Genomic DNA, 23,928 nt, shown 5'->3' with positions numbered 1-23,928 from the left:
CGCGACGTGCGGAGGAGGAGACGCACGTCGCCCCCGGTTTATTCGCGGCGGGTCGAAATAAATCCCGCGGCGCGCGCCGGGTCAGCCGGTGCAGGGGCGCTCCGAGAGGCCGGTGGCCCGGTCCAGGGCGAGCCGCAGGCGGTCCGTCTTGTTCGGTTCGGTGAGCAGCACGGCTGCCTCGGCCAGCAGGGCGAACCGCTCGGTCGGCACCATCTCGGACAGGAGGACGTAGCGGCGCCCCTCGCTATCCCAGCGCGCCATACGCAGGCCGCCGCTCCCTTGCGCGATCTCCAGACCGGCCTGTCCGCGCGACGGGCCGCTCCAGATGGCGAGCCGGCAGCCGTGACGCCCCTCGTAACCGGCGAGGCGACCGACCGAACCATCGTCCGGGGACAGGTAGACCAAGCGGAAGCCGGCCGCCCCGAGATCGAGGGGGAAGCCAGGGGGGCCGCCCGCGAGCCGTACGTCGTTCGCGGGTGAGCCCGCCGCGCTCCAGGCCGTGAAGGCCGCGCGCGCGGAGTCGGCCGGCGCGCGAGACGACAGGGCGAGCCAGCCGGTGCCGACGAGGACGACCAGGGCCGCGGTGCACGCCCATCCGATGTAGGCGCGGGCGATCGGCGCGCGCCGGGGCGGCACGGCCGCCGCCGTTACCGCTTGCTTCACCCCCTGCTTCAGCCGGGTCAGGGTCGCGACCCGCGCGGCCAGGATCGGGTCCCGTGCCAGCGTCTCCGCGACAGCGCGCCGGTCCTGCGCGTCGAGTTCCCCATCGACGTAGGCATTTAGGGTCTCCCAGCGCATCACCGCCCCTCGCTCCCATCGGACGGCCCGGCGATCCGGTGCAGCATGATCCGCCTCGCCCGGTGCAGACGGCTCATGACCGTGCCGACGGGAATGCCGAGCCGTTCGGCGGTCTCCCGGTAGCTTAGGCCTTCGACGTCCACGCAGGTCACGACCGTCCGGCAGGGCGCATCGAGGGCGGCGAAAGCCTGGCGCACGGCGATGGCCTCGATCAGGCGGTCGTCGAACCCTTCGTCGGGCCAATCCACGAGATCGTCCTCGCGGCGGGTCCGGGTCCGGCGGATGCGGTCGATCCAGGCGTGGCGCACGATCCGGAACAGATAGGCGCGGGCCGCCCGGGGTTCGCTCGGCGTCGTCCCCGTCGAGAGCGCCTTGAGGGCGCTCTGCTGCATCAGGTCGCGCGCGGCGTCAGGCTCCCGCGTCAGCGTCAGGGCGTAGCGGAACAGGCGCGGCCACGCTTCGACGAGGTGCTGGCCGATGGATCGCATCCTGACGTATCGTCCCCCGTGCTCCGTATCATAACGACGCATGAGGAGACAGCAGCGCCATCCGTGTCGATGATTTTGGATGGTGGGAGGCCTGATATTGCCGCTGGGCCACTCGAAGCGGTGCGCAACGTTCTGCCACGCTCTCAAACGTCGCCCGGTCATGTTTTACAGTGTGTGGCAGCCGAGCCTCCGCGCCGTAGAGCCGGCAGAAGGCGGAGATCACCGGCCAGCCGGCGGTCCTCGGGCGCGGGCGGGCTACCGAGCGCCGAGCAGCGGCAGCCAGGCCGCCAGCGCCAGCAGCGTGACCAGCAGCACGGGCGGGGTGATGACCAGCCCGACTTTCATGTACTGGCCCCAGGTGATCCTTTGGCCCTTGCTATCCAGGACGTGCAGCCAGAGCAGGGTGGCAAGGCTGCCGATGGGCGTGAACTTCGGACCGAGGTCGCACCCGATCACGTTGGCGTAGACCATCAGCTCGCGGGTCAGCGGCGACAGGTCCGGGGCCTGCTGGATCGAGAGCGCCCCGATCAGCACGCTCGGCATGTTGTTCATGACGGACGACAGGATCGCGGCGGCGAAACCGGTGCCGACGGTGGCGACCCACGGTCCATGCCCGGCAAGCCAGACCAGCCCCTTCGCCAACTCGTCGGTCAGGCCGGCGTTCCGGAGGCCGTAGACCACCAGGTACATGCCGAGGCTGAACAGGACGATCTGCCAGGGGGCGCCGGTCAGCACCTTGCGGATCGGGATGATCCCGCTTCGGTTGGCGAGCAGCAGGAGCACCGCCGCGCCGGCACAGGTGACGGCCGACACCGGCACCCCGAACGGTGCGGTGACGAAGTAGGCGAGCAGCAGCACGCCGAGCAGCGGGAACGCCGCCCGGAACACCAGCGGCTCGCGGATCGCGTCGTTCGGGCGTTCGAGCGCATCCACGGGATAGGCCGCCGGCACGTCGCGCCGGAAGTAGGCCCACAGCACCAGCAGGGTCGCCGCCAGGGAGACGAGGTTCACCGGCACCATCACGGCGGCGTACCGGCCGAAGGTCACGTCGAAGAAGTTGGCCGAGACGATGTTGACGAGGTTGGAGATCACCAGCGGAAGGGAGGTCGAATCCGCCACGAACCCGCAGGCGACGATGAAGGCGAGCGCCGCCGCCGGCTTGAAGTCGAGGCGGAGCAGGATCGCCAGCACGATCGGGGTCAGCAGCAGCGCCGCGCCGTCGTTGGCGAACACGGCCGCAATGGCCGCGCCGAGGAGCACGATGAGCGGGAACAGCCGCCGGCCGCGCCCCCCGCCCCAGCGAGCGATGTGCAGTGCGGCCCAGTGGAAGAACCCGGCCTCGTCCAGCAGCAGCGAGATGATGATGAGCGCCACGAACGTGAAGGTGGCGTCCCAGACGATGTGCCAGACCACCGGGATGTCACCCGGATGGATCACGCCCGTGGCGAGGGCGACCCCCGCACCGGCGAGCGCGCTCCACCCGATCCCGAGGCCCTTGGGCTGCCAGATGACGAACACGAGGGTGACGAGAAAGATGGCGAGCGCGAGCATCGGGGCGTTTTCTTCTCGTTGGTCGGCGTGAGGCTCAGGCGGTGGCGACCCGGCGGCCGTGCTCGTCCACGACCCGCTCGCCGTCTTCCTTGACGAACTCGCCCTGCTGCGCCGGTAGGAGGTCCAGCACGGCCTCGGACGGCCGGCACAGGCGCACGCCCTTAGGCGTGACGACGAGCGGGCGGTTGAGGAGGATCGGGTGCGCCTCGATCGCATCGAGCAGTTGCGCGTCGGTCAGCGCCGGATCGCCGAGGTTCAGTTCGGCGAACGGGGTGCCCTTATCCCGCAGCACGTCGCGGACGCTCAGGCCGGTACGGAGCAGGAGTTGCACCAGCAGCGCCCGTGTCGGCGGGGTTTTGACGTACTCAATCACGTGCGGCTCGATGCCGGCGTTGCGGATCATCGCCAGGGTGTTGCGCGAGGTGCCGCACGCGGGGTTGTGATAGATCACGATATCGAACGGCTCAGGCATGGGCGGTCTCTCCGGCAGGGGGGCAGCAGGTGGCCAGCGCGGCCATCGCCGGGGCGCAGACCTCCGGGCGGCCCTGGCAGCAGTCGCGCATGAGGAAGGCGATCAGGTCGGACAGCACCGGGTAGGCGGCGCTGTAGATGATCGAGCGGCCCTCGCGCCGTGAGGCGACCAGCCCGGCGTGGCTCAGTTCCTTGAGGTGATGGGACACGGTGGCGGCGGAGACGCCGACCGCCTCAGCCAGCACGCCGGAGGCCAGCCCGTCCGGGCCGGCGGTCACGAGCGCCCGCACCAAGCGCAGGCGGTGTTCCTGAGCGAGGGCCGCGAACGCAGCGAGGGCTTGCGGTTCATCCATTTTCGTTACAATCTTCAAATTACATTTTGAATGTACAAGAAAGCCGGCCCTTGGACAAGCCTGTACAGCCCTTCACGGATGGCCTGCCGAACCTGAGCCCGGCGCATTTCGTGGTGCCGACCCGCGACGGCGTGGGGACGGCCGCGCCGTTCACGCACGCCCCCCGCTTCCTGATCCTTTACGGCTCGCTGCGGGAGCGCTCGTTCAGCCGGTTCCTCGCCTACGAGGCCGCCCGGCTCCTCGAAGCCATGGGTGGTGAGGTGCGGATCTACGATGCCCACGGTCTGCCCCTGCCCGACGACACCACTGCCGATCACCCGAAGGTGCAGGAGCTGCGCAACCTCTCGATCTGGTCCGAGGGCCAAGTGTGGGTGTCACCGGAGCGGCACGGCAACATGACCGGCGTGATGAAGAGCCAGGTCGACTGGCTTCCACTCTCCGAGGGCTCTGTCCGGCCGACCCAGGGGCGCACCCTCGCCGTGATGCAGGTCTCGGGCGGCTCGCAGAGCTTCAACGCGGTGAATAGCCTACGCCTGCTCGGCCGCTGGATGCGGATGATCACCATCCCAAACCAGTCGTCGGTGCCGATGGCTTACAAGGAGTTCGACGACGCCGGTCGGATGAAGCCGGGGCCGCTCTACGAGCGCGTCGTGGACGTGTGCGAGGAGCTGATGAAGTTCACGCTCCTGACCCGCGAGCGGGCCGACTACCTGGTCAACCGCTACAGCGAGCGGAAGGAGCGCGCGCCAGAACGGTTGAATAGCATTGCTGCCGACGTGGGGTTCGCGAAGCGATAGATTGTCCGCTCCCATGCTCGCGCTGACGTTCCCGTGTAATGGTCTGAAGGCCCAAATAGGGTCGACGCCGGAAGGTTGCATACTTGCAGGTGTCGTCCGCTTCCGGGCAGTGCGCCGATGTCCGCTCATGGCGCAATGCCGACCAACGGGTATGCGAACTGTTGGCCTTCGACGGGCCTTAACACGGGCAAGCTGATTGGGTTTAGCCCTAAGAGTGCCTCAAGGCCGGGCGCGAACGCGTCCGGCCAGTTCTGCCAGTCTCTTGGTCAGCGACCAGAATGCGGCGAACAGGTGGGGGCGCATCGGGTCGCCGGGGATCAGGAGCGTCTCCTCGCAATCGTTGGCGACCCGGAGCTTGCGCACCTTCTGCCGCATCTCCTCGACTGCGAGCGACATCAGGGCCTCGGCATCCTCGCCCACCGGCGCCAGGTCGTCGGCGCGCGCACCCGCCTCGGCCCGCGCCCGGTTCGAGGCGACTTGCAGTACCAAGGCCTCGGTGGCCTCCATCTCGGCATCGCTCAGGGACGTGCGGAGCTGCGGTGGATCCTCCTTGAAGTCCGCCGGGCCGAGGGGCCGTGATCGCGGCCCATTCTCGTCGGGGTCGGCGGGGGCCGGTGGGAGAATGGAGGCCGCGGTCTCCTCGACGGCCCGCTTCAAGGCCTCGGCGCGCAACGCCTCCTTCTCGCGGCGCTGCGACGGGTCGATGTTGGCCTCCTAAAAGCCGTCGGCCAGGGCGGCGTTGATGGTCCCTTCGGGCAGGACCGCGGCCGCGATGCAGCCCGAGCGGGCGCGGGGCTGCGCCCGAGGCCTGCCGCACAGTGGATGAGCAGCCGCCCATGGGCATCGACGAAGCCGAGGATTGCTGGACGTGTGAGTGGGCGTGCAGGACGAGGTGTCTGCCCGCGTGGGCTACCCCGGGGCATGGGGCCTGCCGCCCTCCGCATCGTGGAAGCACAGGTGCAGGTGCGGGCCGGTCCAGGGGATCTCAGCGGGGCGGCTCGGGCTGTGGGCTAAGACGACTGCATCCGGCCTCCAGCGCAAAATTGCGCCGGGCCCGGCGTCGAGGGAGGCTACGGCGAGGCGTATCGTCCTGCTGGAAAAGGAGGGGCGGGCAGGCATCGCCTCCCGCCCCGAGGTGGCCGAGAACGGTTGCAGCACCGCTCCCCCCAAGGGGGCCGTCGCGTCCTGCAACGAACAACCCCTGCCTCGCTCAGTGCGAGGCGCCGCCCTCCTTGAGCCTGGCGAGGATTGAGGCCTTCGCGCTCTCCGCCGGAATGCCCTTCTTGCGCAGGCGGACGAACGCCAGCTTGGCGACCGACCCCAGGCTGAACGGGGTGTCGAGGGATGGCCGGCCTTCGCGGGCTGCGGCCTCGCGCGCGATCCTGCTGACGCGCAACATCGCATCGACGAGGGCGGCGTCGGTGTCGGCCGCGAGCCGGGCCCGCTCGCGGTGCTCCCGGCTGCGGCGTGCCGCGTCGCGCCGAAGGCGGGCGGCGCGGGCCTGCGGGGTCTCGGCGGGCTCGGGCGGTCCGTCGAGCTCCTCCCGCTCGTCGTCGAACAGGAGGTCGGCCGCGGTCACGTCGTCGGCGTCGGTGTCGAAGCGGATCTGAAGCACGGCCCATCCCCTGGCTGCGAGGGGATGGTGCCCTGGGCCGATGCGAGGCGCCAGGCCCGTCGCGCCGCTTCCTGCGAACCTGCAACAGCCCGACGGGGTAGAGGCGTGTAAACTTGCAACGCTGCTCGTGTAAACCTGCAACGGGAGTTGGCAGGTCGAAGGAGGTTGCGGCGATCGTTTCTCTAGGGAGGAGGGGGTAGCGGGGGCGGTTTCAGGACGGGAGCCCGGCTACAATACTAATAGACACCGACACCGGTTGTCGGCCCGGAGGGCCGTCAGGGCCTCCTCCAAGCCCTTCCCGGCCCGGAGGCCCTATGTTCTTAGTATTGGGGCGCGGGATCCGGCCCTTCGGCACCCCTCCGCGCTCTTGAAATAGGCCTGTCCGGGCGTACACTCTCGTTGCAGCTTTACAAACGGGCGCCCGATGGCCACCGCATCGTACTCGACCCTCCCACCGGCCCGTCGCCGGGCGCCCTTCGTCCCCTCGATCCGCGGGGACCTTGAGGCAGCCCTGGCGTCGCCCGAGGCGTTCCTGGCGACGGCCCCATCCGTGCCGCGGTCCGTGGCATGGCTGCGGGATCGGACGCTCGCCCACGCCGACGGCGTCACCGCCCGCGACCACGCGCTGTTCGAGACCCTGCTCGCCACCACCAGCGCCGGCATCGAGACCGAGGACACTATCCTCGCCGCCCGGCTGTGCCCGGTCGAGTATGCCTTGACCGTCCTTTCCGGAGGCGGCAGCCCGGCGCAGCCCCGCGAACTCGTCGCCAGCCTCGCCCGCCTGTTCGGCCGCGCGCCCGACCCGCTGAAGCGCGACGACTCGTTCTCGTTCCACGTCCCAGCCTGGACGGTTCCGCTCCAGCAGCCCGGCTCACGCTACGCCCACCTCGACCTCGCCGTCCTCGCGCTGTTCCGCCGGCGGTCCAGTCCGCTCCTATACCGGGACGTCCTCGCCCACATCGCGGCGGAGAAGCTGCGCTACGAGCCGGGGCGGGCCCCCTTCGCGCTGTCCTATGCGCCCCAGGAGCTCGCCGACGTCCTCGGCGTTGCCGGGGCCGGGCCCCTCCACGTCGGGCAGCTGCGCCTGCGCCACCTCGACCCAGCGGTTGAGGAGATCCGCAAGCACGTGCGCTCGTTCGAGATCGTCGACGTCGCCATCCATCACGAGGCGCGCCGCCGGGCCGGGGCGCTCGTCAGGGGCGAGGACGGCAAGCGCCTGGACGGGCGGGCCGTCACCGCGATCGTGCTGACGATCCGCCTCCTGCCGCCGGAGCGCCTTGAGACCGTCCGGACACGGTCGCTCGCCGACGACGACTTCGCGTTCCTGAAGGAGCGCATGGATGCGCCCGGCTACGCGATCCGCCCCGAGACGCTCGTGCGCCTCGGCAGCGCGCTGCCGTCGACAAGCCTGCCTCGCAAGAAGCGGGGCGGTGCCCACCCGCTGCTCTCCAGCGAGATGCAGAGCCGCTACCTCTACTGGCTCGCCGGCATCGACGAGGCCCTCACCGGCGAGGCGATCACACCAGCGTTCGAGACCGCCCCGCTGCGGGGGCAGCGCCTCCTCGATGCGATCGCCCAGGACGGGGCTGACAAGGCGTTCTGGGCGTTCTCGATGGCCGAGGCCGAGGCGCCCGACCTCGCGCCGGCCCTCTACGACAAGCCGCGGCTGCGCCTGGCGATCGAGGCCGCCCGCAAGGCGAGGGTGGACGCCGCGCGGAAGGATGCGGCGAAGGAGCGGCGCCAGGCCGTGCGACAGGCACGGGCGGATGGCGCAATGCCAGCGCCTGTCCCAAAACGGGACAACACCGATTCGCACGAGAAACCCGTGGCCCCGCCCGCTGCCCCCGCACCTGCTGCACCCTCGCCCCCCGAGCCCGCACGGCCGGATCCGGATGCCGTCGTCCGGGCCCTGGCGATCCTCTCGACGCCCGAGGCCAAGCGCGAGGCGAAAGACCTCTCATGGTACTGGCAGTACGCCCTCGACTTTCCGCTCACGCAGGCGGGTAGGTTAGCCCGCTTGTTCCTGAGGACGGAGTTCGCGGCCAAGTTCCCGCTCCTCCACGAGGCCGATAGCCTGCTGGGCGGCCCGTATGTGCGGAACATCAGGCTGCTGGGGAGGGTTTTCGGCGTCACGAAGGACAATCTCGCCGGGGACGAGAAGCCCATTCCACATCCTTGCATCGACCAGGATCTCGCCGACGGCGTGGTTCTAGTGATGGGCAAGTCGTTCGCATTCGCGGTCGAGGGAGGCAGACTAGGAGGCATCGTGGAGAGGTTGGGCGAGGACCGGAACCGGATGGTGGCGCAGGCGAACAAGGCCTTGGCCGAGTGGAAGGATCGCCAAAAGAAGCTGGCACGTGCGGCGGCCCGTCCGAGGCCCGAGCCCCCCATTCCGCCCATCCACTGCGAAGTCCGCATGAACGCCCTCGGGGTTTACGAGCGCGTGGATGGAGCTTGAGCGGCTCGCCGGCGTCGCCCTGCGCCTTCCCGGCATAGGCTGAAAATCTAGCCCGAGCTGAGGCCGGGCCCCCCGGCCTTCCCCTTCCAAATGATACCGAAGGCGGATTGGGTATGAATTCGATGAACGCAAGCGAGCGCCGTGCCGAGGCGCCGGAGCGCCGCCTCGCGCGAAGGCGCTCCGAAGCCAAGGAGAGCGCTATGCAGACGGTGCTCGCCGAACCAGGGCAAGGGCAACAGCGCCCCTCCGACGCTCACCCCGATGGCCGAGATCGCCGCGCTCGGCGAGCTGCTCTACCGGGATCGCTGGACGACGTCGCTCGCCCTCGATCTGGGGGTTCAACCCGCGGGAAGTTCGCCGCTGGAAGGCGGGGACGGACGCGTCCGACGAGCAGGACCTGCGGGTCGCCCGCATGACGGCGCGCCGGCGCGCGAAGGCCATCCTCCTCGTGGGGCCCGGCGGCAACTAGCGGACCTTCCGGATCACGGGCGAGCCCCCGCGCGCGGGGCAGGCGTCCAGCCACAGCTGCCAGTAAGGGGCGAGCCCGCGCCACGCGAGGACGAAGCGCCCCGGGATCGGGGCGTCCCGGACGTGCCCCTCCAGGAAGCCGTCCTCCAGCTTGGACACCCCCCGATAGGTCGCCATATCGGGGGGCCGGCCCTTCGGGTCGCTCTCGTCGAGGCACGTCAGCGTCCAGCGGACGGTATCCCCTTCGCGCCACCACCTCATGAAGGCCGTCTTGCCCTCGCCGATGTCGAGCCGGGCGACAACGTCCCGGCGAACGCCCCGCCATCCATTTGGCCCGCTGCCGCGTAGACGGTCACGTCGAGGCCAGCCTCCTCAACGGCTGCCCTTGCGAACGCGGTCTTCCCGAGGCCAGCGGGCCCGACGAGGATCCGGGGCGCGAACCGCGCGAACGGAGCGCTAACGAGATCCCCGGCATAGGCGTCGATCGCCTCGCCGGCCCACGGTGCGTGCCGTCACGGATCGGTCGGGCCTGCTCACCGCGGTCGGGCGGGTCGTCCACGCCGGGCGGCAACAGGCGGTCGCCGGGCGCGCCTGAACGACGAGGCGGGCCGCCTCTGCGCGACCGCCAGCACCACCTGCCTGATCTTCGACCTGCCCGGCCCACCACCCGCCGGCACGGCCTGACCGTTCGAGGGTACGCCTGAACGGAGCCCGCTTGAGGGCATGCCCTTCCATCCGGCCGAGCGTCAGGGCTGCGCCGCGGGCAGCTCCTCGCTCCTTTGCCACTCGAGCCGGGTGACCCGCCCCGCGATCAGCCACCCCGCCTCGCCGCGCACGTAGCGGTCCGCGTAGGTGACGCCGCTGGTGGTCATCACCCGCCTGCCGTCCTGCATGCCCACCAAAACGGTCAGGCAGTAGGCCGTCCCGGTCGCCCGGCCCCCTTCGATCTCGACCGTCTGCTGGCCGTTCTGGTGGTAGACGGTCTCGAACCGCGACAGGTAGCCCTCGAAGGCGGCGGCCAGTTGCTCCCGGCCCTTGAGCGCGGACACGCGCTGGTCGCCGACGTAGCTGTCGACCGTGGCGTCCTCGGTGAACAGCAGCACCTGGCTCCGGATGTCCTTGCGGTCGGCGAGGATGGAGAAGGTGTCGACAAGGGCCTTCAGGTCGGCCCTGTCCTCAAGGCGCCGCAGCCTGGCTTCGGTCTTTTCGTCGTGCATGGTCATGGCCTCCTCGTCTTGGTCTGGCGGATGGCGCCTTCCGGCGGCATCCCGGGATTCGTCTCAGAGGCCGACCATGGCCTGGAGCTGCGGCGGGTAGCGGTCACCCTCGACCCGGATCTTTGCCGCGGCGCGCTCGATCCCGGCGAGGTCGTCCGCCGTCAGGGTCAGGTCGGCCGCGGCGACGTTCTCCTCCAGGCGGTGGAGCTTGGTCGTGCCGGGGATGGGCACGATCCAAGGCTTGCGCGCGAGCAGCCACGCCAGTGCGACCTGGGCGGGTGTGCCGCCCTTCTCGCCGGCGATGCGCTTGAGCAGGTCGACGAGCGCCTGGTTCTTGCCGATGGCCTCGGGGGTGAAGCGCGGCAGCATCGCTCGGAAGCCGCCCTCGCCGAGCTTGGTGTCCTTGCCCATCGCGCCGGTAAGAAAGCCCTTGCCGAGCGGGCTGTAGGCCACCAGCCCGATGCCGAGCTCCTCGCAGGCTTCCAGGATGCCGTTGGTCTCGGGCCCGCGCGTCCAGAGACTGTACTCGTTCTGCAGGGCCGTGACCGGCTGGACCGCGTGCGCCCGGCGCACGGTCTGCGCCCCCGGCTCGGACAGGCCGAAGTGCCGGACCTTGCCGGCCGCGATCAGGTCCCTCACCGCCCCCGCGACGTCCTCGATGGGCACGATCGGGTCGACGCGGTGCTGGTAGAACAGGTCGATGACCTCGATGCCGAGGCGCTTCAGCGAGGCGTCGGCTACCTCCTTGATGTGCTCGGTCCGGCGGTTCAGCCCCGACATGCGGCCGGTGGCCGGGTTCATCGCGAACCCGAACTTGGTCGCGATGACGACCCGGTCGCGGTGGGGGCGGAGCGCCTCGCCGACGATCCTCTCGTTCGTGAAGGGCCCGTAGACCTCGGCTGTGTCGAAGAAGGTGACCCCGCGTTCCACCGCCTGGCGGATGAGGGCGACGCTGTCGGTGTCGTCGAGGGCGTGGCCGTAGCTGAAGTTCAGGCCCATACAGCCGAAGCCGATGGCCGAGACCGTCAGGTCGCTCCTGCCGAGTGTGCGCGTGTGCATGGCGTTCTCTCGATGCGAGGGGTTGCGGAAAGGGGCGTCGGTCAGCGGTCGATGAAGCCGAGGCTCGCTTCCGACAGCCGGTCGCCCCGGACGGGGTTCTCGGCGAAAGTACGCTCCAGCTCGGCCTCGTCGTCGGGTCCGAGGCGCAGGTCGGCGGCGGCGAGGTTCTCCTCCAAGCGGGCGAGCTTGGTGGTGCCCGGAATCGGGACGATCCAGGGCTTGCGGGCGAGCAACCATGCCAGCGCCACCTGCGCGGGCGTCGCGCTCTTGCGGTCCGCGACGCGGCGCAGGCCCTCGACCAGGTCCTGGTTCGCCACCGAGGCCTCGGGCGAGAAGCGCGGGAAGCGCCCGCGGGCGTCCGCCTTCGGGTCGATGGTCGTCGCGTCGACCCGGCCCCTGAGGAACCCCTGGCCGAGCGGGCTCCAGGGCACGAAGCCGATCCCGAGTTCCTCGCAGGTCGGCAGCACCTCGGCCTCGGGCTCGCGGGTCCAGAACGAGTGTTCGCTCTGCAGGACCGCGACCGGCTGCACGGCATGCGCCCGCCGGATCGTGCGGGGGCTCGCCTCGGACAGGCCGAAGTGCAGCACCTTGCCCTCGGCGACCAGGTTGCGGACCGTGCCGGCGACGTCCTCAATGGGCACGTTCGGGTCTACCGCCCGCTGATCTCGCCTCTTGCTTCGTCCGCACCTTCTCGGAGATCCCAGACCGCGCCTTCGGCCGTGCCGAGGCCGTCCAGATCATCGCCAACGCCAAGCTCCTCGACCGCGACAAGACGGCCTGTGGCGAGCGCGCCGTCACATAGATCGACGGCGTCCGCGCCGCCTACGGGAGACACTGACGTGGACACCGTTCTCACCAGCCTCATGGGCGACGCGAAGCCGATGGCCTCCCCCTTTGAGCGACCAATGCCAGAAGGACTTGTAAAAAATCACGTCTCGAGACGGTTGACCTCCTTCATCAATCTGTGACATATAACTTCACAACAGGAGTTTGAAGCCGAGAGCGGCTGCAATCCCCGCATTTTTCGGCTCGTTTGCGGCTGCTCGAATGGGCCGCTGCTACCTTGGGTGCTTGAAGCTAAGAGCATAGAGATGATTATGCATTCTCTGCCTCTTAGCAGTGGAGAGTAGTATTGCCCGTCAGTCTGGAAAAAGACTCCCCGCTGTCGCGCGAGGAGGTCTCTGAAATTGCTTCGTATCTCTATGGGCCAGGAAAGAAATGGTATTCCGATCTAGCACGAGATCTTACTAGAATTAGAGGTACCGATGCTGCAATTAGTGCTGCCGCAGTTCATCAATGGATGAACGCTGATAATCGGGCTCCGCCTTGGTGGGCGACAGTTTTAATATATCGACTTCTTGCGGAAAAGCGTTCCGAGTTGATGCTCCGTGCGGCACGGTTGCAATCTTGGATAGTTGAGATCGAAGACAATCGTATCAGTCCAAACTCTAGGAGAATGCTTATGGAAAACGATAGCTAGATGAATTTATATCGCGAATATCCTATCGAGGTTGAGAGTCGTGCACTGTGTGATGGAGAATGCATATGTTGCCGAAAGTAATTGTATCGATTGAACTGCGTCGGAATCATATCTCAATCTGCGGTACTCCGCTTAAATATGCGTGGAGTGAAGATTTAAAATTTCTGATATCTAATGAATCAAGAAAATTACCTGCTGTGATTGATCCAGAAAATCTTTCTATGATATACGTGCTAGAGGAAAACCGTCGGTTTATTGTAGAATCTGTGCATAAATCTACCGCCGAAATGTTTGAATTTACGTTTCAAGAAAGGATTTTCGGAGGGATTTCTCTTAAACTATTTAGAAAATCCAGACGCTCAAAAAAATATAATGATGAACAGATCTGGATAGATGCAGAGATAGCACCGTCTCCAAAAGTTAGTCTTCTAAAGGATGATGAGGTTCAGGCATACTTAATTAAAGAAATTATTATTTCACCAAGGCTATTGCCAGGCCGGATAGATATCGATACTCACCGTAATTGACTATATTAACTTGCAAAGTATTTTGTCTATTTAGCACAGACGCTTGCTATCGACAGCGGCATAACCGATTGATTTAAGGCCAATCAAAGGTAGTACTTGATCCGTCTTGCAACGCGGTCGGCGTTTGACCGCGAGAGACTATCTGACTGATTGCCGCGACCACACCGGGCACTGGCCGCGCCTTCAATTGCGAGGATCCAACCGAGGCGCTCTCCGCCACCGAGCGGATGGCCGACGCATCCTGATTTTTCGACCTAGCCGCCTACCGACGGCACGTCACCGCGCTTAACGACCTCTAGGGGACCAGGGGCCGGGGATCGCCCCGGTCTACCTGACGAGCCGCCCCCGCGGGACGGCTCGTCAGGTAGACCCCCCCCGCCTCACTCGGGCACCGTCATCGGAGATCGCCATCATGGATGAAATCATCACCGTCAAGCGCACGAGCCCGACGCTGTTCAATGCCTTCACCAAGGACTACAGCGTGGTGGTCCGCGAAGGCATAACATACATCAACGGCATGCCCGGCAGCTACGTGCGCGCGTGGAGCGCGGACGGTAGCGCTCGCCAGGTGTTCGGATCCTGGACAGGCAGCTACGGCGGCGCCCTGCATAGGTCAGTCGACGCCGTGCAGCCCGAGGACAAAGCGTGCTGGATCGCCCGCGATCTGCGGATCCCCTTCCTCGACAAGACGGCGTCGAGGCTTGGCGCGTTGAGCAGGAGGCCCGCACGGTTCGCGGCGATCTCTACCTCGTCACCGCACACCAAGTGTGGGGAGACTGGTGGGACGAAGTCGAAGGCAACGAGATACCACGCGTCGAATTGCACCGACTGGGTATTAAGCTCGGCTAACGCTACGTCAGTGAAGCCTACTACGTCTTTATGGAGGATGCGCGCCATGGCGTCCTACCTGCCCGGTACACGCTTTGGCAGGACGGGGAGGCTAAGGCGACGGTAGACCGCCCTTCGAGGAACCGTGACGCCGTCGATGCGCTCGTGGCTGCCTTCCAGGCCGCCGTCTCAGCCTCGATCAAGGCCTCCTCGATCGCCGCCGCCTGAACCCCGCCTCGGGGCCGGCGCCGCAAACTGCGGCTCACCACCGGCCTCGAACGGGCCTCAGTCGAACGTCGATCGAGCGTCCCACCCACCCCGAACCGGAGCCGCCCACCGTGACGATACCCACCACCGCTCAGGCCGATTTGAACGACCCGGAAAACCTCGCGGTTGCAGCGATTCTGGCGCTGGATCTCGATGCGTTAATCGGCCATGGCAACGAAGCGATCGCCGCCGCTCTTGCGCCGCACGTCGCCGCGGCTCCCGCCCCGCGCGAGCGGAGCGGGAGCCATAGGGTGACTGCGGCCGAAGTGGCCGTCCGCGCAGCCCGCAGGTTCGTCGAAGGCGTAGAGAACCCAGCCGGGTGCGACCCTTCAATTGTAGCTGACGACCAGCTAAACTGCCTTCGCAAGATGCAAAGCATCCATCGTAAGAGCGCGGTTCTCGAAAGCTTGGGTTCGTTCCCGGGGTACGAGATCCGGGTCGCCGGTTGGGGTCTCACGGGCGTCAGAATCCAGATCTGGTCCGAGGCGCTCACCGACGCCAAGTCCCCGATCTTAACGCTCGAAGATGGTGCAACGTGCCGCGAAGTGAAGATCGCTATAGCTGCCTGGGAGACCGGTCGAAACAGCGGCTTCCGCGAGGGAGCCCGTCACGTTCGGCAGGGAGTCAGATCTCTGCTCGAACTCGACTGAGCCTGACGCCCGCTCTGGGGGACCCGCCCGTGCGTGTTCCCCGGCTCCCTCGCACGGGTGTCATCCTAATCTTCTAGGCACCTGAGGGTGCGGAGGAACGTCGAAAGCCACATCCTGGGGCCGGGTCGGCATGAACGCTTGGCTATACCGACCCGGGTATGAAGGGCGCGTCGGGGAAGCGGCCTCAGCTCCCTCGCCCGGGTGCCCTGTGTCCTGCCGGGCCAGGGGCTGCGAAGCCGTCAGCGGAACGCCGACGGCCGGTCGCCCTCAGTCCACGGCCCGGCACCCGCAATCCGCCAGCGGGCGCCCAGGCCGCGGCCGCACTCGATGAGCCGTTCCGTCCGGAGGCGGCTCTGCACCAGGACGGTCCGCGTCGGCGGGATGCCCCAGCGCGCCGCCTCCATGAGGAGGTCGTCCCCCGTCAGCCCGGCCGCGCCGGCGGCGGTCAGCGCCTCCACGATGGCGAGGCCGGCCTCGGCTTCCAGCGCGTCGCCGCCCCGGCCGCCCGTGGCCGGGACCGCCGCCCCCGGTTCGAGGACGTACGGGGCGAGCGACCAGAAGCCGATGCGGGCGTCCTTGATCAGGACGCCGAGCTTCCTCAGGCGGGTCTTGACCCTCTCGGCGGCGTCCCGGGTGTACCCGGCATCCACGACGAGGCGGTTGAGGGCGGCGTCGGGCAGCCGGTGGCAAGGCGCCTCCCAAAGGGCGTCGACGATCAACTGCGCCGTGTGGGCCCTCATCCGGGGAGCCTGCCGACGCGGGGCGGACACGGCTTCGGACGGCCGGTCCTCGGCGAAGGCACGACGGTTGAGCGCGGGGCGTCTGAGACCGAGGCGGCGGCCGGTAAGGCCGCCTTGAGCGAGGCGCGCCGAACCAGGAGCGGGACCAGCCTTCCCTCGATGTGATCCAAGAGCGAGGCGTACTCCGCCGCGATCTGGGTCTCCAGGTCGATGGCCCGTTTCTCGTTCCACATGTCCCGCCTCCTCGCCAGCCCTCCAAGGGAGCCATACCGAAGGGCGAAAGGGAACCCGGTAGCGGAAGAAAACCCTGTCCGGACAACGACCTGGGCGGCATGGTTGCGAAGCCGGGCGCCCAGGCGACCGACCTGGACGGGGCGTATGGGGACCTGGCCCCGCCGCGTGGCCCGGCGGCCCGTCCGAGAGCGGGGAGCGCCGCCCGGGGCGTCGCGGCCTTGACCAGCACGCAGGCCGCCCAGGTCGGCCTCGGACCACCGCCCAGGTCGCCGGCCGCCCGCCGGTTATCCACAAGGAACGCGACGCCGTTCAGCCGCACGCGCGTCCGAACGCCTCGGTGCCATGCCGGACGAGCGCGAGCGCGGCCTCGGCGTCGCCGCGCCGGAGCACCTTGAAGTCCTTGCCGGCAAGCTGATTGTAGTGGCCGAAGAATGCCTCGACCTCGTCCAGCATGCCCGGGCGCAGGTCGTCGAGCGCGTGGATGTGAGCGTGGGTGCGGGCCTTCACCGCCACCCCGACCAGCCGGTCGTTGCGCTCCCAGGTCCCGTCGCGCTCGCGCTGCTCCGCCTCGATGACGCCGACCAGCCGCGCCTCCAGCACGCAGCCCGGGAAAGCCGGCGCGTCGAGGAGGAGCAGGACGTCGAGCGGGTCGCCGTCGGCGCCCTTCGTCGAGGGGATCATGCCGAAGTCGTACGGGAAGCTCGTGCCCTCGGGCAGGACCATCTTGAACTGGAAGGCGCCGAGAGCGTCCGAGAAGGCGTACTTGTTCGGGCTGCCCTTGGGCGTCTCGACGACGACGTGCACGTGGCAGTCGTCGGAGAAGGTCGGCAGGCGGCTCAGCGGCGGGGCGGTCTGGGGCAAGTGCGGGCACTCCGGTGCGGTGCCGGCAACCGGCGACCGCCGATCCGTGAACTCGGGCGGAGTACAGGGGATCCACCTGAGTCGTCCGGTCGGGCGCCGGCGCGACTCGCGGGAAAGCGCGTAACGGGTACCGGCACGCGTGACCCGTTCCTCCCGGAACGACCCGACGAGGTGGAACGCCGGTTCCGCGGCGACCGATTCTTAACGCCCACGCCGCATGATCGTCGCGTCGGGCGAGGGCGGCGGTATGGTGACGGAGAACGGGGTCTAGGCGGTGGCCGACCGGATAAGGGCGCGCGGCAAGCCCAAGGGCGGCGCCAAGGAGCGCGTCTCGGTCCGGACCGTGCGCAAGGAACTAGGCGGCGGCTCGCACGAGGGCATCGGCCCGTCGCTCTCCCGGTGGAAGGCGAGGCGCGACTACCAGCCGGTGGTCGAGGAGGCCGGCCTGCCCCTGGCGCTGCAGGGGGTGCTGGCGCGGTTCGCCGCGCAGGTGCTTGAGCGGGCGCGCATCGAGATGGCCCGGGAGCGCCTCGCTGAGGCCGACCTGGCTGCCAGGGAGCGCGAGGCGAACGAGCGGATCCGCGACGAGGCGCTGGCGCATGCCGACCTGCTGGAGGCGCGTGTCGCGGCGCTCCAGGCCGAGGTCGACCGCCTCAGGGCCGGCGCGCCGGTGAGCAACCCGGAACCCGTGCCCGCACCGGCGCCGCTCGATCCGCCAAGCACGGAGGCCGCATTCATCGGCATCCTCATGGGCCAATCCCTTGCCCGCACGGCCGATGCCTTCTGGGACGAGGTGCGGCAGGCGGTCGAGGCGGAGATGTGCCGGCAGGGCTCCTGGCCGTGCACGCCCTGCACGGGCCGCTCCCCGCGGCGCTGAAGGACAGGAGAGCGCGGATCGGGATGCCGCTCACGCCCGCCTGGCTGCGCTACCACCTGCTACAGCGGGCCGAGGCAGGGGAGGGCGTCGCCGAGGTGAGGGTCGCTTCGTGCTCATGGAACCCGTGACGCCGCAGCGGCAGGCATCGAGACCATCGCCCAGTAAGATGGCACCGGACGACCCGGTCACGCCGCGGCTGACCCCCCGCAAGTTCTGGCTGCTCTTCATGGCCACCGTTCACGACACTCTTTCGGCGAACGGCCCGCTCACCGTCAGGAACATCATGGCCAAGCTGCCGGACGGCTGGATGGGGGCCACCGCGCGGTACGGCAAGGCCGCACCGGGGAAGACGATTTGGGCCGGGAGGCTACGGCAGAAGTTGCGCCAGCGCATCGTCGAGGGGCGCCCGTTCAAGGAGCTTGACGAAGACCGGTTCGCCGTGAACGGACCCTGGCTCCCCAAGTGTATGCCCGACGACGAGGACGCGGCCTAAGGCAGTATTCCGACATACTCCTGCGGCTGCACGAGCATCCCTGCGTCGTTCCGACCGCACTGGCGGGCGAATGGCGGCTCGACCGACGCCATGGTAATCCTCATCTTCGCGAGCGACTTGCCGGCACGGTCAGCCATCGCGCTTCGGCACGGAGCACACAATGGGCATGCCCGCAGCGGGTATCACGCTCGCAACCCTCGCCACCGCCCGGCCCGGCAGGAGGCAACGCTTGCTCGCCGGCCTCGTCAGCTTCGGCTTCGGCGCGGTCACGCTCGTGCTCCTCCCGGTCGCGAGCCGGCCCATGCCGCCGATGCCCGGCTTCGTGTCGGTCTACCAATCGGCCCTCATCGTGGTCTACGGCCTGACCACCTACCTTCTCCCCACCCAATATCGGCGCACTCGCTTGGCGTCGCTGCTCGTGCTCGGGACCGGCAGCCTCTACGTGACGCTGGCCGTGCTTCTGCAGATGCTGTCGTTCCCGAATGTCCTCGCTCAGGGACGCATCCTGGGCAGCGGTCCGGACACGACGACCTGGCTCTGGACCTTCTGGCATCTCGGCCCCCCGCTCTTCACGATCCCCTACGCTATCATGCAGGGTGACGGGCGCGACAGGACGGTGCCGCCGTCGCGCGTCGGCCCGGTCGGCATGCTGGCGCTTGCGGGGACCGTGGCGGTGACCCGCTATGTCCACCTCCTCCCGAAGAGCGTGGACGGCGACGATTACAGGCTGCTAACAACCTCGGGCGTCGGCCCGGGGCCTACGTGCTCGTCTCCGTCTCGGACACCGGCCACGGCATGGATGCCGCCACGCTTACACGAGCGTTCGAGCCGTTCTTCACGACCAAGGACGTCGGCAAGGGCACCGGCCTCGGCCTCAGCCAGGTCTACGGCTTCGTGCGGCAGGCCGGCGGGCACGCGCAGATCAAGAGCGAAGCGGGTCGCGGCACCTCCGTCGAGCTCTACCTGCCGCGCTCGGCCGAGAAGGCGGTGGAAACCCGACCCGACGACCCGCTGCCGCTGCGCCGGGCCGCCTCTGGCGAAGTGGTACTGGTGGTCGAGGACGAGCCGGCGGTGTTGGAGATGGCGGTGGAGAGCCTGGGCGAGCTCGGCTACCGGACCCTGACCGCGACCCGTGCCTCCGAGGCCCTGGAGCGCCTGGGCGGCCCGGAGCGGATAGACATCCTGTTCTCGGACGTGATCATGCCAGGCGGCATGAACGGCGTGCAGCTCACGGTCGAGGCGCGGCGTTTGCGGCCTGGGCTGCGGGTGCTGCTGACCTCCGGCTACACGGGCACGGCGCTCGACGAGCAGGGCGTGCCCGCCGACCTCCCCCTCCTCAGCAAGCCCTACCAGCGCGACCAACTCGCGCACCAGCTTCGGATCGTACTGGGACGGGCTTGAGCCTGGTGCATTGGCAACCGGCCTTGGCGTTTGCCGCGGCGGACGGAGCATCCCGGGCATGCCTTTCGAACGTGGTGCGCTAGATGCGCACGCGGTCCGGAAACCCGAGCGCCCGGAGGTTCGCGACATGGCCGAGATCGAGGTGGTCGACGTCTTCACCTACGATGGCGGCGGCGGCAATCCCTGCCCCGTTGTGACGGATGCCGCGGGCATGGATGCGGACGAGATGCGGGACGTCGCGCGGCGGCACGGGCATGAGAGCGGCTTCGTGCTGCCTGCCGAGGACGACGCCCACGACTTCAGGTTCCGCTTCTTCGTACCCAACCACGAGATGGAGATGTGCGCCCACGCCACGGTCGGCGCTCTCTGGGTACTCGCCCGCCAAGGACGATTGCCACGCGGCCCGGTACGGGTCGCGACCGCGAGCGGCACCGTGACCGGCTACGTGAAGGTGCGCGACGCAGGCTCCTGGGAGGTCGAAATCACCCAGCCTCCCGGCCGCGTGGTGCCCCTCACGCCGGCGTGGTTGGGCGAGGTTTGCACGGCTCTCCGCATCAACCGAGACGCGCTCGCCGACCTGCCGGCGCATAATGCCGCCACGTCGCGCGTGAAGACGCTGGTTCCGGTGCGCGACCCGGAGATCCTCAACGGCCTGGCTCCCGATCCAGCCTCCGTCGAGGCCGTGTGCACGCGGGTTGGCTCGACTGGCCTCTACCCTTACGCGGTCGTTGACAGGGCGGCGCGCCTGTTCGAAGCGCGCCAGTTCCCGCGTTCGTCCGGCTACCCGGAAGACGCCGCGACCGGCATCGCCGCGGCGGCCCTGGCCTTCGGCTTGCTCCACGACGGGACAGCTCCGCCCGACGACGGCGTGATCCGTGTCCATCAAGGTCGCGCCATGGGCCGGCTGTCGGAGATCCGTGTCAGGATCGGCTTCGCGGGAAACCGGCCCGTCGGATGCCTGCTCGGCGGTGAGGTCGCCCCGGCCCACGCGAAAGCCTGACCGTGCGTGGGCGGAGGGGCGGCGCCAGTACATCATGTCATTGCCCACGCGGAGCGTCGGAACCGCGTGGAGGCCGGATGCCGAGGGCGTGGATGATGCCGTAGGTCGCCGCTGCCGACAGGAGGCTCAGGCCGAGTACGAACAGGAACCCGCGGGGGTCCTCGGCGAAGGGCAGGCCCTTCACGTTCATGCCGAACAGGCCTGTGATGAAGGTCGGCGGCAGGAACAGTGCCGAAAGGACCGAGAGCACGTAAAGCTGCCGGTTGCTCTCTTCCGCCACCCGGGCGCCAACCTCCTCCTGCAGCAGCCGGGCGCGCTCGGCGAGGGCCGTCACGTCCCGGTCGAGGGCGTCCAGCCGCTGTGCGAGCCGTGCCGCGACGGCCACCGCGGACCCTTGCAGGTGTTCTGTTGCGTCGTCGGTCTCCAGCCGGTGGAACACCGCCGCGAGGCCGAGCAGTTGACGGTGCAGGCGCACGGCGCTCCGGCGGATCGGGCCCAGGCGCCGTCGGTCGTCGCGCACCCGTTCGTCGAGGACCCGGTCCTCGATCCCGTCAACCTCGTCCGAGAGCCGCTGGCCGGTCGCCGCCATGGCGGCGACCACGTAGCCGACCATCGTCTCCAGGAGCAGCACCGGCGAGGGAATCCGCCGGCCTTTCTCGGCCATCTCGCGGGTGGCGTCCGGGCTCTCGGTCGGGCCTCGGCGCCCGCTTACCAGCGTGCGTGGGCCCATGACGAAGTGCAGGCGCCCGGCCGTATCGGGCTTGGCACCTGGCCGGGCGAGGTCGGCCACCACGCCGCCGACATAACCGTCCTCGACGGTGACGCGCTGGTGCTCGTCGGGGCGGTACACCGCCTCGGCGAGCGGCCGCGGCCCGACCTGCCCGGTATCAACAAGCGGTCCTAGCTCGGCCGTATCCAGGTCGAAGTGCAGCCAGAGGAAGCCACCGCCGAAGGCGGCGAGATCGGCGAGCGCCTCCTCAGCCGAAAGTCGACGGCCGCATCCGTGCTCATCGAAGGACATCGCCCAGAGCAGGCCGGGCGCCAAGGCGGCTCGCGAGGTGGCCATCGTGGATTGACCCGGCCCAGTCAATCAGTCGCGAGCGCGACGAGGGAAAGGGTGCCAGCGATGGCGAGGTTTCCGGCGACGAGAAGGGCGAGGAGGGTCATTGTGCGTGTCCGCGGTCGGGTCTCGATAACCACCAACGGCCACGGTTCGTTGCGGGACCTTGGACGCGTGGCGAGAGGCCACCGGCGTCGGCGTTCGGCGGAAGGAAAGCTCCTGGCCGGAAGCGGTTTCTGCCGCGGGCCGCCGGTTAGGCCAAGCCGCAGGTGGAGACGTGATGGCAGCCGATCCGAAGCCGCTGAAGCTGTGGGACCGTGACAAGGGCAAGGCGGTCGAGGAGTTTATGTCCGATCACCAGACCACCTACGAGACGAGGCCGCTGCGTGCCCCGGGGCAGTGGCTTCGCGCCACCCCGATCTTCGACAAGCTATACGCCCTTTACCAGGACGCACCCTGGACGCGGCGCAACATCGCGCCGTTCGTGCGCGAGTACCACATCGACATGAGCGAGTTCGAGGAGCGCCGCTACCGCTCCTATGCCGACTGGTTCGTGCGCGAATTCAAGCCGCGCAAACGCCGTTTTCCGACCGATCCGAGGCAAAGGGGCGCTCCGGCGGAGGCGCGCTACTTCGGTTGGAAGCGGTTCGGGCCAGACCAGCGCTTCCCGGTGAAGGAGCAATCGCTCGCGGCCGCGGACATTCTGGACAACGCTGAGCGTGCCAAGCCCTTCCTCGGCGGCCCAGTCCTGCTGATGCGGCTATCGCCGGTTGACTATCACCACGTCCACTACCCGGACGACGGCCGGACCCTGGACCACGAACGCCTGGGGCGCAGCATCTGGACCGTGTCGTGGACGGCCGTGCAGAACAAGCCGGACATCTACATCCGCAACGAGCGCCAGGTGAACATCCTGGAGACCGAGCATTTCGGCCGGCTCGGCTTTGTCGAGTTCGGGGCGCTCACGGTCGGGCGGATCGTGCAGCGTCATCCGCTCGACCATCCGTTCAAACGAGGCGCGCAGAAATCGGTTTTCAAGTTCGGCGGCTCAGCCGTGGCGATCTTCGGGGAGCCCGGAGCGTGGCGGCCGGCCGACGACCTTCTTGAGCATACCCCCCAGGGAATGGAGACCATCGTGCGCCTGGGCGAGCCCGTCGCCGTCAGCCGTGGGACGTCGTAGAGGACATTCGCGTCCCCACGGAACTTGATGCGGCCGTAATCGATGGCCGCTCCCCCGATTTGGTTGGACGATGTCGAACATGTCCTTACCGAAGAAGGTGAAGGTCGGTTTTGAAGAGACGGGCATCCTCATCCTCGGCTCCCAGATACTGCTCGGCTTCCAGTTCCAAGGCGCCTTCCGCCCGGCTTTCGAACGTCTGCCGTTTCACGACCTGCTCGTATGGGTTGCGGCGCTCGCCCTCGTCACCCTGACCGTCGCGCTACTCATCACGCCCTCGGTCCAGCACCGGATGGTGGAGGGCGGCCGGGACACCAAGCGCCTGCTCGGCGTGATAGGGCGCTACGCCGGTCTCGCGCTCGCGCCCTTCGCCCTGTCGCTCGGGGCCGACCTGTTCCTGGCCGCGGAGCCGGTACTGGGACTTGGCGCCGGCGCCATCGTCGGCCTCCTCTTCTGTGGTCTCGCCCTCCTGTTCTGGTACGGGATGGAGACGCTCAAGGCACGAACCGTCGGTGAACAGGAGCGCGCCATGACCGCCTGTGAGCCCGAGCACGAGCACACGTCGCTTGGAACCAAGATCGAGCAGATGCTGACCGAGGCCCGCGTGGTCCTACACGGCGCCCAGGCGCTGCTCGGCTTCCAACTCATCATCACCTTCTCGGAGGCTTTCGAGACGCTCTCCTTCGCCGCGAAGGTCGTGCACCTCGTGGCGCTCGGTTTCCTGGCGCTGACGGTGATCTGGCTGATGGCGCCGGCGGCCTTTCACCGCATCGTCTACGCGGGCGAGGATACTCCGGAGTTTCACACGCTGGGCTCGCGCTTCCTCCTCGCCGCCAGCATAAGCCTGGCACTCGGCGTCTCGGCAGACCTTGTCGTGGTGGTGGCCAAGGTGCTCATGTCGGAACGAGCCGGGACCGTCGCGGGGCTCGCATCCCTCTGCCTCCTCGTCGGCCTGTGGCACGTCCATCCGGCGCTGCTGCGGCGAAGGTGCGACTTCACCCCCTAACCGGCAATGGCCGGCGGGAAGATCGTCCGTGACCGCAACCCGTGCACCGCTT

The 23,928-nt window shown here is 68.3% G+C and carries 24 protein-coding genes and 2 pseudogenes; 12 read left to right on the top strand and 14 right to left on the bottom strand.

Features of this window, described 5'->3' with window-relative positions; translation table 11 throughout:
• Nucleotides 1–81: 81 nt before the first annotated feature.
• The 5 genes from HPY23_RS11510 to HPY23_RS11490 form a co-directional block, all read right to left on the bottom strand.
• Nucleotides 82–798 (bottom strand): anti-sigma factor family protein, encoded by a 717-nt coding sequence (locus HPY23_RS11510; RefSeq protein WP_200601669.1) that lies wholly within the window; start codon nt 796–798, stop codon nt 82–84.
• Entirely contained in the window at nt 798–1,286 is a 489-nt protein-coding gene (locus tag HPY23_RS11505; RefSeq protein ID WP_200601667.1) for an RNA polymerase sigma factor, read from the bottom strand. The genes HPY23_RS11510 and HPY23_RS11505 overlap by 1 nt, the downstream gene beginning before the upstream one ends.
• Nucleotides 1,287–1,541: 255 nt before the next feature.
• The gene (locus HPY23_RS11500; RefSeq protein ID WP_200601665.1) at nt 1,542–2,837 is read right to left on the bottom strand and encodes an arsenic transporter; all 1,296 of its coding nucleotides are present in this window, start codon (nt 2,835–2,837) and stop codon (nt 1,542–1,544) included.
• A gap of 34 nt (nt 2,838–2,871) precedes the next feature.
• Nucleotides 2,872–3,309 carry an arsenate reductase (glutaredoxin) gene (arsC, locus tag HPY23_RS11495; RefSeq protein WP_200601664.1) on the bottom strand — a complete coding sequence of 146 codons (438 nt, stop codon included), beginning with the start codon at nt 3,307–3,309 and terminating at the stop codon, nt 2,872–2,874.
• Nucleotides 3,302–3,661, bottom strand: a complete 360-nt coding sequence (locus tag HPY23_RS11490; protein ID WP_200601662.1) for an ArsR/SmtB family transcription factor — start codon at nt 3,659–3,661, stop codon at nt 3,302–3,304. Before HPY23_RS11490 ends, arsC begins: the two co-directional genes overlap by 8 nt.
• A 50-nt stretch (nt 3,662–3,711) precedes the next feature.
• On the opposite strand from HPY23_RS11490, the gene arsH reads away from it, so the two are divergent.
• Nucleotides 3,712–4,458, top strand: coding sequence for an arsenical resistance protein ArsH (gene arsH / locus HPY23_RS11485; RefSeq protein ID WP_200601660.1), 747 nt, complete (start codon nt 3,712–3,714; stop codon nt 4,456–4,458).
• A gap of 219 nt (nt 4,459–4,677) precedes the next feature.
• On the opposite strand, the gene HPY23_RS11480 is transcribed toward arsH, so the two are convergent.
• The gene (locus HPY23_RS11480) at nt 4,678–5,130 is read right to left on the bottom strand and encodes a hypothetical protein (protein ID WP_123834336.1); all 453 of its coding nucleotides are present in this window, start codon (nt 5,128–5,130) and stop codon (nt 4,678–4,680) included.
• Between the two features lie 538 nt (nt 5,131–5,668).
• A complete protein-coding gene (locus HPY23_RS11475; RefSeq protein ID WP_099954397.1) occupies nt 5,669–6,073 on the bottom strand; it encodes a hypothetical protein in 405 nt (134 codons plus the stop codon).
• Nucleotides 6,074–6,623: 550 nt separating this feature from the next.
• On the opposite strand from HPY23_RS11475, the gene HPY23_RS11470 reads away from it, so the two are divergent.
• On the top strand, nt 6,624–8,531 hold the full coding sequence (locus HPY23_RS11470) for a hypothetical protein (protein ID WP_200601656.1): 1,908 nt from the start codon (nt 6,624–6,626) through the stop codon (nt 8,529–8,531).
• Nucleotides 8,532–8,996: 465 nt separating this feature from the next.
• Here HPY23_RS11470 and HPY23_RS11465 read toward each other — a convergent pair whose 3' ends face one another.
• From HPY23_RS11465 to HPY23_RS11450, 4 genes are all read right to left on the bottom strand, one after another.
• Nucleotides 8,997–9,260: a hypothetical protein gene (locus HPY23_RS11465; RefSeq protein ID WP_099954395.1), complete on the bottom strand. Its 264-nt coding sequence runs from the start codon at nt 9,258–9,260 to the stop codon at nt 8,997–8,999.
• 485 nt (nt 9,261–9,745) lie between these two features.
• Complete coding sequence (locus tag HPY23_RS11460; RefSeq protein WP_236012599.1) at nt 9,746–10,222, bottom strand: nuclear transport factor 2 family protein; 477 nt, start codon at nt 10,220–10,222, stop codon at nt 9,746–9,748.
• Between the two features lie 57 nt (nt 10,223–10,279).
• Complete coding sequence (locus HPY23_RS11455; protein WP_099954394.1) at nt 10,280–11,275, bottom strand: aldo/keto reductase; 996 nt, start codon at nt 11,273–11,275, stop codon at nt 10,280–10,282.
• A gap of 41 nt (nt 11,276–11,316) precedes the next feature.
• Complete coding sequence (locus tag HPY23_RS11450) at nt 11,317–11,916, bottom strand: aldo/keto reductase (protein WP_413231068.1); 600 nt, start codon at nt 11,914–11,916, stop codon at nt 11,317–11,319.
• 904 nt (nt 11,917–12,820) lie between these two features.
• Here HPY23_RS11450 and HPY23_RS11445 point away from each other — a divergent pair.
• The 3 genes from HPY23_RS11445 to HPY23_RS11435 all read left to right on the top strand — a co-directional run bounded on the left by HPY23_RS11445 (nt 12,821) and on the right by HPY23_RS11435 (nt 15,027).
• A complete protein-coding gene (locus HPY23_RS11445; protein WP_123834334.1) occupies nt 12,821–13,282 on the top strand; it encodes a hypothetical protein in 462 nt (153 codons plus the stop codon).
• 412 nt (nt 13,283–13,694) lie between these two features.
• Nucleotides 13,695–14,237 (top strand): hypothetical protein, encoded by a 543-nt coding sequence (locus HPY23_RS11440; protein ID WP_099954392.1) that lies wholly within the window; start codon nt 13,695–13,697, stop codon nt 14,235–14,237.
• Nucleotides 14,238–14,448: 211 nt separating this feature from the next.
• Entirely contained in the window at nt 14,449–15,027 is a 579-nt protein-coding gene (locus tag HPY23_RS11435; protein ID WP_099954391.1) for a hypothetical protein, read from the top strand.
• Between the two features lie 239 nt (nt 15,028–15,266).
• Here HPY23_RS11435 and HPY23_RS11430 read toward each other — a convergent pair whose 3' ends face one another.
• Complete coding sequence (locus HPY23_RS11430) at nt 15,267–15,767, bottom strand: hypothetical protein (protein ID WP_099954390.1); 501 nt, start codon at nt 15,765–15,767, stop codon at nt 15,267–15,269.
• Between the two features lie 543 nt (nt 15,768–16,310).
• The gene (locus HPY23_RS11425) at nt 16,311–16,862 is read right to left on the bottom strand and encodes an inorganic diphosphatase (RefSeq protein ID WP_099954388.1); all 552 of its coding nucleotides are present in this window, start codon (nt 16,860–16,862) and stop codon (nt 16,311–16,313) included.
• Between the two features lie 274 nt (nt 16,863–17,136).
• Between HPY23_RS11425 and HPY23_RS11420 the strand changes: the two genes are divergently transcribed.
• The 5 genes and pseudogenes from HPY23_RS11420 (at nt 17,137) to HPY23_RS11405 (ending at nt 20,633) form a co-directional block, all read left to right on the top strand.
• Nucleotides 17,137–17,739 carry a DNA-binding protein gene (locus HPY23_RS11420; protein ID WP_099954387.1) on the top strand — a complete coding sequence of 201 codons (603 nt, stop codon included), beginning with the start codon at nt 17,137–17,139 and terminating at the stop codon, nt 17,737–17,739.
• 166 nt (nt 17,740–17,905) lie between these two features.
• The gene (locus tag HPY23_RS11415; protein ID WP_099954386.1) at nt 17,906–18,232 is read left to right on the top strand and encodes a hypothetical protein; all 327 of its coding nucleotides are present in this window, start codon (nt 17,906–17,908) and stop codon (nt 18,230–18,232) included.
• A gap of 160 nt (nt 18,233–18,392) precedes the next feature.
• A pseudogene (locus HPY23_RS33840) lies at nt 18,393–18,797 on the top strand (MASE4 domain-containing protein); the annotation flags it as partial.
• Nucleotides 18,798–18,958: 161 nt separating this feature from the next.
• Nucleotides 18,959–19,633 (top strand): annotated as a pseudogene (locus tag HPY23_RS33770) (ATP-binding protein); the annotation flags it as partial.
• A 127-nt stretch (nt 19,634–19,760) separates the two neighbouring features.
• The gene (locus HPY23_RS11405; protein WP_099954385.1) at nt 19,761–20,633 is read left to right on the top strand and encodes a PhzF family phenazine biosynthesis protein; all 873 of its coding nucleotides are present in this window, start codon (nt 19,761–19,763) and stop codon (nt 20,631–20,633) included.
• 37 nt (nt 20,634–20,670) lie between these two features.
• Here HPY23_RS11405 and HPY23_RS11400 read toward each other — a convergent pair whose 3' ends face one another.
• Nucleotides 20,671–21,699 carry a CorA family divalent cation transporter gene (locus HPY23_RS11400; protein WP_236012598.1) on the bottom strand — a complete coding sequence of 343 codons (1,029 nt, stop codon included), beginning with the start codon at nt 21,697–21,699 and terminating at the stop codon, nt 20,671–20,673.
• Nucleotides 21,700–21,973: 274 nt separating this feature from the next.
• Between HPY23_RS11400 and HPY23_RS11395 the strand changes: the two genes are divergently transcribed.
• On the top strand, nt 21,974–22,873 hold the full coding sequence (locus HPY23_RS11395) for a phosphatidylserine decarboxylase (protein WP_099954384.1): 900 nt from the start codon (nt 21,974–21,976) through the stop codon (nt 22,871–22,873).
• A 70-nt stretch (nt 22,874–22,943) separates the two neighbouring features.
• On the top strand, nt 22,944–23,876 hold the full coding sequence (locus HPY23_RS11390; protein WP_236012597.1) for a DUF6328 family protein: 933 nt from the start codon (nt 22,944–22,946) through the stop codon (nt 23,874–23,876).
• Nucleotides 23,877–23,928: the final 52 nt, after the last annotated feature.

It is taken from the genome of Methylobacterium ajmalii (genome assembly GCF_016613415.1).
GTDB lineage: Bacteria > Pseudomonadota > Alphaproteobacteria > Rhizobiales > Beijerinckiaceae > Methylobacterium > Methylobacterium ajmalii.
The sequence above is the reverse complement of the archived record's forward strand: the minus strand, read 5'-3'. Positions and strand labels throughout refer to the sequence as shown.